General features: G+C 54.9%; 13 protein-coding genes. All 13 read left to right on the plus strand.

Annotated elements, in window-relative coordinates; genetic code table 11:
• Positions 1-15: 15 nt before the first annotated feature.
• The 13 genes from ACZ500_RS22575 (at position 16) to ACZ500_RS22635 (ending at position 15600) form a co-directional block, all read left to right on the plus strand.
• Positions 16-1488 carry a glycosyltransferase gene (locus ACZ500_RS22575; RefSeq protein ID WP_464229672.1) on the plus strand — a complete coding sequence of 491 codons (1473 nt, stop codon included), beginning with the start codon at positions 16-18 and terminating at the stop codon, positions 1486-1488.
• A 318-nt stretch (positions 1489-1806) separates the two neighbouring features.
• Entirely contained in the window at positions 1807-4260 is a 2454-nt protein-coding gene (locus ACZ500_RS22580; protein WP_464229673.1) for a rhamnosyltransferase WsaF family glycosyltransferase, read from the plus strand.
• A gap of 39 nt (positions 4261-4299) precedes the next feature.
• Positions 4300-5223: a class I SAM-dependent methyltransferase gene (locus ACZ500_RS22585; RefSeq protein WP_464229674.1), complete on the plus strand. Its 924-nt coding sequence runs from the start codon at positions 4300-4302 to the stop codon at positions 5221-5223.
• A 12-nt stretch (positions 5224-5235) separates the two neighbouring features.
• Entirely contained in the window at positions 5236-6690 is a 1455-nt protein-coding gene (locus ACZ500_RS22590) for an MBOAT family O-acyltransferase (RefSeq protein WP_464229675.1), read from the plus strand.
• Between the two features lie 125 nt (positions 6691-6815).
• Positions 6816-7022: a hypothetical protein gene (locus tag ACZ500_RS22595; protein ID WP_464229676.1), complete on the plus strand. Its 207-nt coding sequence runs from the start codon at positions 6816-6818 to the stop codon at positions 7020-7022.
• A 37-nt stretch (positions 7023-7059) separates the two neighbouring features.
• A complete protein-coding gene (locus ACZ500_RS22600; protein ID WP_464229677.1) occupies positions 7060-8700 on the plus strand; it encodes an alginate O-acetyltransferase AlgX-related protein in 1641 nt (546 codons plus the stop codon).
• Between the two features lie 25 nt (positions 8701-8725).
• Positions 8726-8884: a hypothetical protein gene (locus ACZ500_RS22605; protein WP_464229678.1), complete on the plus strand. Its 159-nt coding sequence runs from the start codon at positions 8726-8728 to the stop codon at positions 8882-8884.
• 78 nt (positions 8885-8962) lie between these two features.
• Positions 8963-10267, plus strand: coding sequence for a glycosyltransferase WbsX family protein (locus ACZ500_RS22610; protein ID WP_464229679.1), 1305 nt, complete (start codon positions 8963-8965; stop codon positions 10265-10267).
• 26 nt (positions 10268-10293) lie between these two features.
• A complete protein-coding gene (locus ACZ500_RS22615; protein WP_464229680.1) occupies positions 10294-11196 on the plus strand; it encodes a glycosyltransferase family 2 protein in 903 nt (300 codons plus the stop codon).
• Positions 11189-12175 (plus strand): glycosyltransferase family 2 protein, encoded by a 987-nt coding sequence (locus ACZ500_RS22620; protein ID WP_464229681.1) that lies wholly within the window; start codon positions 11189-11191, stop codon positions 12173-12175. The genes ACZ500_RS22615 and ACZ500_RS22620 overlap by 8 nt, the downstream gene beginning before the upstream one ends.
• Positions 12176-12212: 37 nt before the next feature.
• Positions 12213-13553, plus strand: a complete 1341-nt coding sequence (locus ACZ500_RS22625; protein WP_464229682.1) for a lipopolysaccharide biosynthesis protein — start codon at positions 12213-12215, stop codon at positions 13551-13553.
• Positions 13554-13587: 34 nt separating this feature from the next.
• Complete coding sequence (locus ACZ500_RS22630; protein WP_464229683.1) at positions 13588-14340, plus strand: DUF268 domain-containing protein; 753 nt, start codon at positions 13588-13590, stop codon at positions 14338-14340.
• Positions 14341-14403: 63 nt separating this feature from the next.
• Positions 14404-15600 carry a CgeB family protein gene (locus ACZ500_RS22635; RefSeq protein WP_464229684.1) on the plus strand — a complete coding sequence of 399 codons (1197 nt, stop codon included), beginning with the start codon at positions 14404-14406 and terminating at the stop codon, positions 15598-15600.
• Positions 15601-15608: the final 8 nt, after the last annotated feature.

A 15608-nucleotide genomic window follows, 5' to 3' on the forward strand; every position in this document is an offset into this window, starting at 1 on the left:
TGCGCAGGATCGAGTATGCCGCTTGGGCGGGATTTTCTCTTCAATATCTATACTGACCTCTCGAAACCCCTGTTTGTCGGCTGGGGCAATGTGCTCTATGTCCAGGGCTGGTGCTATCACACGGAGGAGCGAATCCAAGGGCTGACGGTGATCTTTGACGGCATCGCGCATCCGGTCAGGAATTTCGGACTCGCCAGGCTGGATGTCTTTCGTGTGCAGTTCGGGATCGCCGATACAAGGGGTCACAGCCTGAACAGTGGGTTCTGGGTGATGATCCCCCTGCGGGCGGAGGAATCTCGAAGAACCGCGGATCTCATGCTGCGGGCTGTGCTCACAGACGGTTCCGTCTGCGAAGTGGATGGGGGGCGGGTTTGTCTGGAGCCGGCCCTGCCGGTGGAGCCTGTGGCGGCAGGGAAGAGCAACTGCGAGCCCCTGGTCGCTATCTGTATGGCGACCTACAACCCGCCGATCGACTTTTTCAGGCGGCAGATAGACTCCATTAGGCGGCAAACTTATACGAACTGGTTGTGCATCGTAAACGATGACTGCTCCAGTGCTGAAGCTCTTTCCATGATTGCAGATTGCATTGGCGGTGATGAGAGGTTCCTTTTTTTCGCAAATGAACGGAACCTCGGCTATTACCATAATTTCGAGAAGAGTCTGACGCGTGTCCCCAACGAGGCGGCTTATGTGGCCCTTGCAGATCAGGACGACCGGTGGCACGAATCCAAGCTCGAAAAGCTGATGGGCGAGTTCGACGACTCGACGACTCTCGTATATTCCGACATGAATATCGTCGATGCCGGCGGCAACCTGATTTCGGATACCTATTGGACCACGAGGAAAAACAACTTTTCACGTCTCGACTTGCTCCTTCTGGCTAATACGGTGACGGGAGCGGCATCGATGTTCCGGCGTGATCTGGTCCCTTGCCTGTTGCCTTTCCCTGAAAAGATCGACGACATCTATCATGACCATTTTATCGCCTGTATTGCGTTAACCCGAGGCGAAATACGTTATGTCGACGAACCGCTTTATGATTATTACCAGCATGGTGACAATGTTATAGGTCACTATGTTCAAGTGGATAAGCAATCACGGTTTGCAAATGTTTCAATCATTGAGCGAATAAAAGGTTTAAAGGTTTACTTGTCCACTCTATTTGTGATTTTTAAGGCGAAGCTTTTCTATTATCAATCTCAATACTACAATAATTTCGTAAGAAGAATTATTTTCAGTATTATTATAACAGAGAGATGTCATGATATAGATGCTGGCAAGAAACGTATTCTGAATGGATTTATCTCTACAGAATGGTCTTTTCGTTATCTTGTTTATCAAGTTGTCATAAATTGGATCTTCCGGCGTGGATCGACCACGATGCATTTGGATGCCATTTTGTTGAAAAGCGTTCTGTCCGTCAAATTATTGAAACACTATTACAGGCTGCGTAGATGGTTTATTCCGGCTCGTCGGGTTTCCGGTTAGTTCGTGTCCATCCGGAAATGATTTCCCTATAGAACCCAGTTTCTAACCCGGGAATGAGGGTTTTTCTTCACCGGCTTCGCCGCTCGGTCCCACCGCTCCGCGGCGGGTCCCGGTTTGGCCAATATACAGAAAACCAGGTGCTTGCGCGGAGGCGACCTGGTGGTCGCCGCGCAATCAAACGCGCAGATTGAGCCCGAGATTGGCCAAAAAGCCCTTTCCGGATGGTAACGGATTCGCGCAGCCGTTTTTGCCTTGCATTCATTTCCCTGCTTGTTTCAGGTCGAGTTGGACTCCGTTGGAAGGCGATGGGAATGGAAAATGGAAAAAGGTGTGAACGAAGAAAAGAGCCTTAGAGTAGAGGATCTCCTCTCGAATACAGCGGAGGACGATTTAGCTGAAGAGCATCCGGCTGTACGATTCATCCGGCGCAAAATCAGCCCGTTGAATTTGGATGTGAGCGACTCCTTCACTCCCCGTGTGAATGTGCTTATTGGGATCATCGACTTCAAGTATTTTTTCGGCGGGTATATCAGTGTATTCAGTCTGGCGAGGCGACTGGCCCTGGCTGGGTACCCGGTCAGGATCATCGTCACCGAGGAATGCTACTTCGAGCCCATGGAATGGCGCCGTAAGATCCGGGACTACGATGGGCTAGAGGATTTCTTCGACCGTGTCGAAGTCGTTTACGCGCCGGACAGGAGCGATCCGATTCAATGCCATCCGCAGGATGCCCTGGTGGCGACGAGCTGCTGGAGTGCCCATATCGCCCATCTGAGTATGCGCTCCCTGGCCGGCGACCGCTTCATTTATCTGAGCCAGGAATACGAACCGATCTTCTATGAACTCGGCTCTCTCCACGTCCTGTCCCGGATGAGTTATGACCTGCCGCATTACGCACTTTTTTCGACGGAGATCCTGAGGGATTACCATCGCCGCAACCGGATCGGTTTGTTCCGGGAATCGGCGGAGGAGGGTGAAAAGAACTCGATCGCCTTCGAGAATGCCATCCTGCGGTTCGACGTGAAGGAGGATACGCTCAAGAAACGGGCAAACAGGCGGCTGGTGTTCTACGCAAGGCCTGAGACCCATGCGGCGAGAAACTGCTTCGAGCTCGGTATGCTTGCCTTGTCGGACGCCATTGCCAAAGGTGCCTTTCAAGGACCGTGGGAGTTTTTCGGCATCGGGTCGCTCCAGTCCTCTCCCAGGGGCATCCTGATCGATGAAGGGGGCTCGCGCCTCAATCTTCTGCCGAAGATGAGCCTGAACGAGTACCGTGATTTGCTGCCGCATTTCGACGTAGGCCTCAGCCTGATGCTGAGTCCGCACCCGAGCCTTGTTCCCCTGGAGATGGCGGCAGCCGGGATTCGGGTGGTGACGAATACGTTTGCGAACAAGACCGTTGACGTGCTGCGAGGCATTTCGACCAACCTGATCCCGGCCGATCCAACGGTTGACGGTATTCGTGAGGCGCTTGTCGAGGCGGTCGCGGGCGTGGAGGATTGGGGTGGGCGCATCGAGGGATCACGGGTGAGGTGGCCCCAGGACTGGGATGTATCCTTCGACGCTGCATTTCTGGAGAAGATGAAAGGCTTCATCGGATGGGAGCCTGCGGGGGGGGCGGCTGGAAGAAGCGAGGCAGCGTTTAAGGCGAGCGACCCGGACCTCTATCCTCCAGCAGTCGTCAGCTCGCTCATCAAGCTGATTGTAAGACAGCCCGACGCCTTCGAATACCGGGTCAGCCGCGAAGACGAGATGTACCTCGACAGCCTGGGGCATGTGGGGGAAGATGAGGCCCTTTGGTGGTATTTCAAGTCTGGTGTCATGTCCTTTGAAACCGTTCAGAAGGTAGTGGAGGCGGCCCGGCGCCCGTTTGAGGACATCGGGAGTTTCCTGGATTTTGCCTGCGGCTACGGCCGGGTCACCCGGTTTGTGATTCAGGAGATGGACCCCCGAAGGATCTGGGTGAGCGACATCTATCAGGACGCTGTCAGTTTCCAGGAGCGCCATTTGGGGGTGAACGGTTTCTATTCGAAGACGGAGCCTTCAGAGGTGCAGTTCCCTCGGAGATTCGAAGTGATTTACGTTGGGTCGCTCTTTTCGCATCTGCCCTCCGCCCGGTTCGAAGAGTGGCTGATCCGATTGTACGGGGTGCTCGAGGAGAATGGTATCCTGATCCTTTCCACCCACAGCGAAAAGGCCGTTCCGCCCGGTGTGCCGCTTGGGGAAGACGGTTTTACCTTCATCCCGTTCAGCGAGAGCCGCAGCCTTTCGAAAGACGAATACGGCAGTGCCTATGTTCGGAAGGACTGGTTCGAGCGGCTTGCGGCCCGCCTGGGGATGACCAATCTGTACTGCATGGCTGAAGAGCTGTGCGAGCAGCAGGACGTCTATGTCATTTCGAAGCGCTTTCTTCCCACCCTGAGCGCGCTTGTCCCAACCTTCAGGCCGATAGGGAGCATCGATACCATCACGATCACCGACGATCAGGCCTTCTATATGCGGGGCTGGGCGGCGGACCGGCAGACCGGTGCACCGGTCAGGCAGGTCATGATCTATTGCGACGGGCAAGAGGTGGGCGAAGCGACTTTGGGCGGGCTCCGTCCGGATGTCAAAGATTATTTTCAACGGGATGAATTTCTGATGTCGGGCTGGGAGTTCGAGGGGCGGCCGCCTGTGCTGAAAAACCAGGGGATTTCCCTGCGTGAGGGGATCATCGTGAAGGTCACGGGATGGGGTGGCGAGACGGGGTATCTGAACGGGATGTCTTTCTGACAGGGGATATGCCCGGGCGGACCGGGTCGATGGGGTGCCATGGATATCGATGAGCGCGACAGGGTGGCAGAGCGGTGGGATCATTCACAGGAACAGTATCGGAAAGATGATCGGATGCTTTATTGGGAGCTTCTGCCTGCGGTGCAGCGCTACCAGAACGAGATGATGACCGGAGATGCCGAGACCGGGTATTTTGAGTGGACGCTCAGGGAATTGAAGGCCCGCGTCGGGGATTCCGGCTTGCGGGGCCTGTCCATCGGCTGCAACGAAGGGGACCCGGGCTGCGAGATGGTCCTGTTTGAAGACGGGCTTTTCGAGCGGATCGAGGTGGTGGATATCGCAGAGGGCCTGCTCGCGCGGCAGCGGGAGATCGCCCGCTCGAGGGGCATCGAGGGCATCGATTATCTCTGCCGCAACCTGAACGAAATCAGCATCGAACCGGACGCCTATGATTTTATCTGGGCTGTCGGGACGGTGCACCATGTCGAGCGGCTCGATCACCTTTTTCGTGAAATCAACAAAGGCCTGCGCTTGGGGGGGCTTTTCATGATGCGGGAATACGTGGGCCCGCGCCGGCTGCAATTTACGGATAAACAGCTCCACATCGTGAACGAGATCCTGCGCATTCTGCCCGATGCCTACAAAAAAGCAGCCGATGGCCGGATCAAGGGTTGTCTCGAACGCTATGACATCGAGGCGATAAAGGCGCTGGATCCCTCTGAATCGGTCAGATCGGACGAGATCATGCATTTTGCGGCCAAACACCTTCGCGTGATCGTCCTTGCCGAGACCGGCGGGACGATCCTCCATCCCCTGTTGAGCGATATCGCATACAATTTCGATCGGAGCGAGGACGGGCAGGTGCTCGTCGACGGGTTGATTCTGCTGGAGAAAATCCTGGTCGCGGAAAAGGTTCTGCCCAGCGACTATGTCTTTTGCCTTGCTGGAAAATCAATGAATTAGCGTACAGCCCTTATGGTATTCAGTTCCATTATATTTCTCTTCTGTTTCCTGCCGGTTACGCTCGGCGTTTATTTTCTTCTCGGAAGAAGAGGGCAGAATCTGTGGCTTCTGCTGGCGAGTCTGGTTTTCTATGCATGGGGTGAGGTGTTTTATGTCGCTGTCATGCTGGGATCCATTGCCGTCAACTATGCCGCCGGGCTTCTGATTGTCCGTTTCCGCGGCGGAACGGGGGCTCGCCTCGTGCTGGGGATAGGCCTCGGAGCCAATCTGATGCTCCTGATTTTCTTCAAATACAGCACGTTCTTGGCCGAGAATCTTTCCTTCTTATTGTACCCCGTCTTCGGACAGGACGCGGCAGGCATCGGGCCTGTCCATCTCCCGCTCGGGATCTCGTTTTTCACCTTTCAGGCCATGTCCTACATGGTCGATGTCTATCGGGGGGCCGCGCCGGCTCAGCGCAACCCTTTGAATATCGGCTTATACATTGCCCTGTTTCCCCAGTTGATTGCGGGGCCGATCGTCCGTTATCACGACCTGGCCCGGCAGATCGTCTCGCGGCGTGTGCATATCGCGGATTTCGCCGCCGGAGTGGAACGCTTTGTCTTCGGTCTGGGGAAAAAGGTGTTGGTCGCCAACAATGCGGGTGCGATCGCGGACCGAATCTTCGCTGTTTCCCCTTTAGACCTGACGGCGCCGGTGGCATGGCTCGGGATCGTGTGCTACACGATTCAAATCTACTTCGATTTTTCCGGCTACAGCGATATGGCCATCGGACTCGGGCGGATGCTCGGTTTCCATTTCCTCGAGAATTTCAATTATCCCTACATCTCCCGATCCATGCGGGAGTTCTGGAGGCGTTGGCACATCTCGCTTTCGACCTGGTTTCGCGATTATCTTTACATCCCTCTGGGCGGGAGCCGCAAGGGGCCCCTTCGCACCTATTTGAATCTGGCGACGGTGTTTTTTCTGGTAGGCCTCTGGCACGGTGCGAGCTGGAACTTCGTCCTGTGGGGGCTCTTTCACGGGATGTTTCTGGTGCTCGAGCGCCTGGGTTTCGGCTCGCTGCTCGAACGCTGCTGGCGGCCCATCAGGCACGGTTATGTCCTGGCAGTCGTCATGGGTGGCTGGGTTTTATTCAGGGCCGAGACGCTGCCTGAGGCTCTGGGCTATTTCGAGGCGATGATGGGGCTGACGGCCGGAGATGGGCTCCGTTACCCGCTGGAAGCCTACCTCGATCGGCAGACATGGGGGGTGATTCTGTGTGGGGTGATTTTCGCCACCCCTCTTTTTCCGTTTGCCCTAGGCTCGATGCGCAGGTTCGGCAAAGGCTCGGACGCTCTGGCGGGCACGATGATCCGGTGCATCGCAGGGGTTTTGGAAAATGCCGCCTTCGCAATGCTGCTTTTGGGTTCGGTCCTCTATCTGGCGGCGGGGTCTTACAACCCCTTTATCTATTTCCGGTTTTAGGACAGCAGGGGAGTTTCCGGGTTTGTGCCCATGCATTCTTTCAATCGGCGGATTTTTTTGGATTCGTTTTTTTGTTCCGGGAAGCGGATGTTCGATTGTCTGAGTGAAATAGTTTCCATCCGGAAATGGTCTTTTTGGCCAATCTCGGCGTCAATCTGCACGTTTGCTTGTGCGGCGACCACCAGGTCGCCTCCGCGCAAGCGTTTGATTTCCTTGATATTGACCAAAAATCCTCATTTCCGGATTGGAAACTAGGTTCTATAGGGAGAGCATTTCCGGATGGAGACGAAATAGATGACATGCCAAACGCTTTCGCGGCGTTTTCGCCGTAGCGCGGAGCACCGCGGTGTGTAAACCTTATAGTCGTTCTTGGATTCAGGCATCGTGAATGATTGGGTAGCCGCCCTTGGGCGGCGGGGCAGCGTTTCGATGATCCTGCGGACCGTTTTTTTCCTGGCGGTTGTCCTGACGCCGCTGATACGGACCGCGCTGGCACCGAGGGCGGCCCTTTCGGACAGCGAAAAGCGTACACTGGCGGATTTGCCCGGGCTCGAGATGACGACCCAATCGGCCCTGTCGTTTCCGGCCCGTTTCGAGGCCTATCTGAATGATCACTTCGGGTTCAGACGCGAGGGCATCCAGGCCTTCAATTATCTGCAGGTCAAATGCCTGCGGAGGTCTCCTGAAGAAAAGGTTATCCTGGGGCGGGAGGGCTGGCTCTTCTACGCAGGCGATCGCAGTATCGAAGACCATCGTGGACTGATCACCTTGACACCGGAGGAACTGGCAAAGGCCAGGCTGGTTCTCGAAAACCGCCGTGACTGGTTGGCCGATCAGGGTGTCCGGTACGTCTTTGTCGTCGCCCCAAGCAAGCACTCGATCTACCCGGAATATCTTCCGGGATTTCTCGCACGGCGCGGTGGCTGGACCCGTTTCGACCAGTTCGTGGAATATATGGGGCGGGAGTCCGATCTGGAACTGATCGACCTGCGTCAGACCCTCCGGTTCAAAAAGGAGGATGAACGGCTGTATCGGTTGTCGGATACGCACTGGAACCCGAGGGGTGCGTTTTGGGCCTACAGGGAGATCATGCATCTGGTGAATCGATGGTTTCCGGAGGCAGAGCCGCTCGATCGGGGCCTCCTGATCGAAACGTCGGCCGATGTGCCGGGCGGGGATCTGGCGCAGATGCTGGACCTTCGAGACCTCTTCCGGGAGGCCTATCCGTTCTTGACGCCTCAGGAGCCCTGTGCGGCGAGGAAAACAGAGGCGGTGAACCTGGATGCGATCCGGCGTGCCATTCCGATCGTGCCTGGAGAATCGGCAGGATTCGCGAAGGGTTGCGACCGATCCCGGCTGCGCGGTCTGGCCTTTCGAGACTCTTTCCTGGTTTCACTGGAGGATTTCCTGTCGGAGCATTTTGCTCAGATCGATTTTGTCTGGACGCACTTCGATCGTAACCTCGCTGCGGATTATATCGCCGCGGGCAAACCGGATGTCATCTTTGATGAGGTCGTAGAGCGCTTCTTTATGGAAGTTTTGACGAGGGAGGTCCGGGATTTGGCGGTCCTTCTCGCGGAGCGGTTTTCGTTGTCGAACCGGTCTGTATTGAAATACGAGGGTGGAGCGTTGCCGGGGCTCAAGACCTTTGGAGATATTTTGGTTACCGAACGGGCGGAGGGTCTCGATATGGCCTGTCGGGACAGTGATCCGCAGCTCTGGCTGCCGCCCGGGAGCCTGGAGGGCACCCGCTCGTCGATTATGCGCATCGTTCTGACCGCGCCGGCGGATACGGTTCTCCAAGTTTTCTACCACACGGCGGAAAGACCTTACCACTGTGAAGAGCAAAGCGTCAGGAGCCCTGTTCACAAAGGCCTGAACGAAATCTATACGGAGATTCCCAGGCGCGCCCGCGCAGCGGGGGTGCGGTTGGATCCCGGCGCGGTGCCTGGACGATATACCTTGCACGAACTGGATTGGCGCATCCGCTCAAACAGCCTTGAAATGTGAACAGGACTATGGGGTATCCCGATGAATGGGTTTGCGTCCGGAAAGGGTCTTTTTTGCCCGTTCCGGCGTCATTCTGCACATTTGCCCGTGCGGCGACCACCAGGTCGCCTTAGCACAAGCAATTGATTTCATTGAAACTGGCCAAACCGGGACCCGCCGCGAAGCGGTGGGACTGAGCACCTGAAGGGTGTGAAAAAAATCCTCATTTCCGGAATGGAAACCGGGTCGTGCTGGATCAAGCATTTCCGGATGGATACTGATTATGAGAATCATCGCCTTTTATCTTCCCCAGTTTCACCCTGTGCCCGAAAACGATCTCTGGTGGGGCAGGGGGTTTACGGATTGGCGCAATGTTGCGAAGGCCAGACCCAATTTTGCCGGGCACTACCAGCCGCATATCCCGTCCGATCTAGGCTTTTACGATTTGAGGGTTCCGGAGACCCGCGAAGCGCAGGCCGAACTCGCTCGTGCCTACGGGATTGACGGTTTCTGCTATCACCATTACTGGTTCAACGGCAAGCGTCTTCTGGAGCGGCCATTCGAAGAGGTCTTGAGGGCCGGCCGGCCGGACATGCCTTTTTGCCTGTGCTGGGCGAACGAGAATTGGACCCGCCGATGGGATGGCGATGAACACGATGTTTTGATCGCTCAAACCCATTCGGTTCGGGATGACAGGGCCTTTATACGAAACCTGTTTTCAGCCTTCGAGGACCGGCGCTATATCCGAATAGACGGCCGGCCTTTGCTGATCGTTTATCGTGTGACCCTTCTGCCCGATCCAAAGGCGACCGCAGAGATCTGGCGTGAGGAGTGCCACCGCCGCGGACTTCCGGGGGTGCACCTGTGCGCGGCGCAGAGCTTCGGGATCACCGACCCGAGACCGTATGGTTTCGATTCCGCACTCGAATTCCCGCCGCATGGCGTATTCAGCCGAAGGCTCAATGATTGGGTGAGTATCCTCAATCGCCGGTATGAAGGCAGTATCTACGACTATCGCGAGGTGATTCTGAACAGCATTCGATCGAACGAACCGGATTATACGCTGTTCCGGGCCGTTATGCCGGCATGGGACAACACCGCCCGGCGTCAGAACGATGGCAACTGCTTTGTCAATATTTCTCCGGAAAAATATGAATTCTGGTTGGCCTCGGCCATAGCGAGAACCTGCACCAGGTATGAAGGGGACTCGCAATTGGTGTTCATCAATGCCTGGAACGAATGGGGTGAAGGGTGCCACCTCGAGCCCGACATGCGTTATGGCCACCAATTCCTGGCTGCGACCGAACGGGCCAAGCGGAACGCGGTGCTCACCGGCAAGTGTTGCGGTGTTCATTTGCCTAATGGGTGGGATGATGGTATAAATGATCGGTCTACCTCTGAATTGAGGTATTTCCTGGCTTCCGAGCCCGAAAATATCTTTTCAGTGGATTATCGCATGTTTTCTTTTATCGCCTCACCCCCGACCTTTCGTGAAAAATGGATCATGCGGCTGAGACGGGCGCGGGGGAACGGTGGCCCGAACGAATGGAACGGCCTCTTCAAGCAAGTGCTGCGGCGATGGGGCTGATCTGTAGAATCTGCTGATGTGTCGCGATGCTCTACCCGAAAGTATCGATTGTCATTCCCTCCTATAACCACGCACGATTTATCGAAGCTGCTCTCCTTTCGGTGGAAGCGCAAACCTATGAAAATATCGAGATCATCGTTGTCGATGACGGTTCCTGCGACGGCAGCCCCGCAGTGATCGAGAGTGCTGCGGCCCGAATCAGTCGCGGTGTGCGGATCGTCCGACAGGGCAATCGTGGTGCGGCGGCGGCGATCAACCGCGGGCTGAAGCTTGCCGGGGGCCGCTATATCAATATCCTGAACAGCGACGATCTTTTTGAACGGGAGAGGATTGAACATTTTGTCGAGAGGCTGGAGGGATCGGATGCGAGGCTCGCCTTTTCGAGCATTCGGTGCATCGATGAGAACGGGTCGGAAGTGGGTGAATCGAACGAAATCGCCGGTCGCTTCTACCGCAAGCAGGCCGAAATGACCCGCTATCCCTCTGTCGGGTTTGCTTTGCTCGATTCGAACGTCGCTATTTCGTCCGGGAACATCTTCGCGGCAAGGGAGGTGGTTGAGGCCCTGCATGGATTCAGGCCGTTTCTTTATTGTCATGACTGGGATTTTTTGCTGCGGGCGCTCTGTCTGACTGAGCCCCTCTATATCGAAAGGCCAAGTTATTATTACAGACTGCACGGGGAGAACGCCTTCCGAAAACTCGCTCATCGCGCCGAAGTGGAGAGCGCTGGAACCCTGCGAAGATACTTCAGGAGCGTTCGACGCGGACGGCTCCCCAATGCCGATGCGCCAAGCCCTTGGCGATGGCCCGGGTATTTCGATCAATTTGTAGCTGAAAGGGGTTATCAGGCTTATCGGTGCGGTTTTCCCCGGCTGCGATCCCTTTGGGCCGCCTGCGGGCGTTTCCTTCGCGGGGCGATGCATGTCTAGGATTCCTTCCCGGGTGGTGGTCATCGTGGTCAACTGGAACGGAAGGTCGCTTCTACCGGAGTGCCTGGAAGGGTTGGCGCGGCAGACGTTCCGGGATTTCGACACCGTGGTGGTGGACAACGGGTCGACGGACGGCTCGGTCCAATTCGTGAAAGACCGTTATCCCTGGGTGAAGGTGATTGCGCTGTCCGAGAATGTCGGCTTCTGCAGGGCGAACAATCTCGCGCTGCGCCAGGCGGAAGCGCCATATGCGGCCCTTTTGAACAACGACGCGGTGGCGGCACCTGGCTGGCTCGAAAACCTGGTGGCGGCCCTCGACCGGAACCCGGAGGCCGGTTCGGCGGCATCGAAGATGGTCTCCTATTGGAATCCTGCTGCGCTGGATTGCGCCGGCGCCGGTTATTCGCGGGCGGGGGCCGGCATCATCCGCGGCCGCGGGCTGCCGGCGGCGGATTTCAACCGGGAAGAGTGGGTTTTCGGCGCATGCGCCGGGGCCGCGATCTATCGGACCGGAATGCTGCGTGAGATCGGTCCGTTTCCGGAGCACTTCTTCCTGCTCTATGAGGATGTGGATTTGAGCTTCAGGGCCCAACTGAAAGGCTACCGCTGCCTTTTTGTGCCGGATGCCGTGGTTGCCCACAAAATGAGCAGCAGCATCGTTCACGATTCTCCCACCTCGATCTATTACGGGCACCGCAACCTCGAGTGGGTCTGGATCCGCAACATGCCGTGCGTTCTTCTGGCGCGCACATTCGGTCGGCACTTGGCTTATCTGATCGGTTGCATGGCGTTTTTCCTGATGCGGGGTCAGGGCGGCATCTTCTTCAGGTCCAAAAAAGACGCGCTCAAAGGCCTGAGCAGGGCGTTCAGGGCGCGCAAGGAGATTCATAGGAGGAGAGGCATCGCAAATCGTGATCTCTGGGGACTTTTGGATGAAGAAACCTTTCTCCCAAGGCTGAAACGACGCTTACGCACTTGATGAAACCCTTGATCTGGAAATCTTAGGCGGTCTTTCAGTGGCTGCAACCGACAAGCCTTTCCATTCGCTTTCCCGCATCCTCAGTATTGGGGCGGAAACCGGTTGGGTCCTGTTTGGGCAGGCAGGGATGGCGGCCGGGGCGATTTTCACCGTCAAGATTTTGACCTATTTCCTGGATCCAGCGGAGTTCGGTCGCCTTATGCTAGCCAATACGCTGATTTTGGCAGTGTCGGGCCAGGTATTTGGTCCTTTGGCCCAGGGGGTGATGCGCTTCTGGTCTGTTTCCAGGGATCGGGGTATCCAAAACGTATTCATATATCAATGCCATAAATTCAATGTCCTCTTGACTTCTTGGGTTCTCGCCATTGGTGTGCCCGTATTTGGTGTCGTGTGCGTAATGTTTGGTGTGAAATGGGGGGTGCCCGCAATTCTGGCGTTGATGGTGGGAGTCTGCACCGGTTGGACCGGGACGAGGCTGGCCGTGCTCATGGCGGCCAGAGACAGAAAGACGGTCGGGTTGGCACTGACGGGCGTCGCTTTTTTCAAGCCGCTTGCAGGGACGGGTTTGGCCCTTCTTTTTTATCCTGAAGCAAACTGGGTCTTGTTTGGATATCTGATTGCAACAGGCGCCATTCTGCTGGTGATCGAGAGGATCTATCAAAAGCAGATCGGAGTTGTCGAAACGAAAGAGGCCGAGAGTGCTCCATCTAAAGAACGAAATCTTGGTAAAGATATCATTTCGTATGCTTTGCCATTTTTTATTTGGGGATTGTTCGGCTGGATGTACGAGTCTTGTGATCGTTGGGCGCTCCAAGGTTATTTCGGTGAAGAAATTGTCGGAGCTTTTTCTGTCGTGAGTCAGTTGTCTGTATATCCATTGATCTTGATTTCGGGTTTTTTGGGGATGCTGTTTTCACCGATCGTGTATGAACGGGCAGGATCGCTGCTCTCCCCGAATGGCATGAAAAGCGCGAACCGGCTGCTTTTTATCATGGTATTGATTTACATCCTTTTTGCAGTATTACTGGTTGTTATATACTGTATATTTCATGAATATATTGTTTTGCTTATAAGCAACAGATCATATGCAGGGCTATCCAGACTGTTACCGTTTTTAACGGCCGCATGGGCTTTATATTATTTTGGGCAAACACTTACTGGATATGGCATGCTTGCAAATCGGCCAAGGGTTTATATCTTTCCGAAAATTACAACATCTATTATAGCTGTATCATTATGCTTTATCCTGCCGAGTAAATGTGGGCCATTTGGCATCGTATTGGCTCTTGCCGCATCAGGATTAGTTTATAGCGTATGGTGTTTGTCGATCGCTTTCTATTTGACGAAACATCCCCTATCTCTTGTGCAAAAGAGCTGATTTTGTCAAGAAATTCTGCGGAACAATATTATAGATGAAGCTTTTATTAAGAAATATTCTGACAAATATTAAAGAAACGACTGATCCACGCAATTTACCGTATTGCGTATTTGAAATTTTCAGGTTTATGGACGATTATTTCAAGTACAAGAAAATATATCGAGGTGTTTATCCATTACGTTTATCACCTATATTTTATGAAAAAACGAGTAAAAGTCGCTTTGATCCTCACTACGCGTATCAGGCATATTGGGCAACGAAGCGCATAGTTTCTGAAAAATTGCCAAAAATGCATTTGGATATCTCATCTAGTGTTACGTTTATAACACAGCTTTGTGGGATATTGCCAGTTGTGCATCTTGAGTTCAGACCTCCTTCTGTCATGTTGTCGTCTTATAGGGGGATCAGAGGGGATATTGGCCGCCTTCCTTTTAAGTCCCAAAGCGTTGAATCCTTAAGTTGTCTTCATGTCATTGAACACGTAGGACTTGGGCGCTACGGTGACTGCCTGGATGCCGATGCATGCTGGAATGCAATGCGCGAACTGGAGCGAGTCATTGTTTCTGGTGGGCGGTTTTTGATGACTGTTCCCGTTGGAAAGCCCGCCGTGTATTTCAATGCCAACATCGTTTTCGCAGCACATGATATTGTGAGAGCAATGAAAGGGTTACAGCTGCGGGAATTTTCACTGATTCAGGATGATGGCACTTATATCGAGAACACTTCACTATCGCGGGCTTCTGATATGTCATACGGCTTGGGGATGTTTGACTTCAGGCGTGCTTGAAGCGTTCGACCCTCTGCGCCTGAAAGGCCGGGATGAGGTTTTCGGCTATGATTCCGGGGTTCTATGATGCACGTTTTATTGGCATGCGGGAAATTTCAGTACGGGGATTCTTCCCGTGGTCTGGGGACGGAATATACGGCTTTCACTCGGGCGCTCAGAGAGCTCGGGCACGATGTGACGCATTTCGAGTTGTGGGATAGGGGGGCTTATCAGGACTTCAGGGCCTTGAACCTGGCGCTTGTCGATGCGGTCGATGCAGTGAAACCCGACATTCTGCTTGCGGTCCCGCTTCATTACGAAATCTGGAACGAGACGCTTTACCGGATTCGCGGTAAAGAAAATGTCGTTACCATTTGTTGGACAACGGATGATTCCTGGAAATATCGGGAGGTCTCCCGATTCGTCGGGAAGGCATACGATGTGATGACGACGACCTACCCGGATATCGTCTGCAGATACCGTGCTGACGGGATCCAGAATGTGGCGTTGACCCAATGGGCCGCCGACAGCGGATGCATGCAGGCGCCGATTCCGGCAGGCGAATGCGTCTATGGGGTTTCATTCGTCGGTACGGCCCATGGAAGCCGGCCGCGGGTCGTCGCCAAGCTGCGCAAGGCGGGTGTCGACATCCATTGCTTCGGTTACGGATGGCCTCGGGGGCCTGTGGAGGCCGGCGAAATTCCTCGTATCATAAGAAACTCGGTCATAAGCCTCAATTTCAGCAACTCGAAAGGCGAAAAGCAGATCAAGGCGAGGACCTTCGAGATCCCCGGCGCCGGCGGGTTCCTCTTGACCGAGTTTGTTCCCGGTTTGGAGAGGTTTTACCGTCCCGGGCGCGAGGCGGCTGTTTTCAGGGATATGAGAGATCTCGTCGCCAAGATCCGGTATTATCTCCAGCACCCGAAGGAGCGTGACGCCGTCGCGGAGGCCGGGTTCCTGCGAACCCGGCGCGATCACACCTATGAAAGACGTTTGAAAGAGGTCCTCGATTTTGCCTTGAGGGCTGGAAAAGGACAGGAGGACTCGATGCCCCTGTCTCTGGCGGACCTGGATTTTAGAAAAGCGGCTGCAGCGTATTCTGCAAACCGATATCAGCTCTGGGCTGCAAAGATGCTGGAGCGCGGCTGCGGTATCGTCTGGGGGCCGAAGCGGGGCGTCAGGGCGGCCAGGCGGATTGCCTATGAGCTCAGCTGGCGGTTTATGAGAGGTAAGACCTATACGGCTTCCGGTTGGCCCGGAAAGATGTTCCCAAAGGCATGAATAGGGTG

It is taken from the genome of Desulfatiglans parachlorophenolica (genome assembly GCF_055394735.1).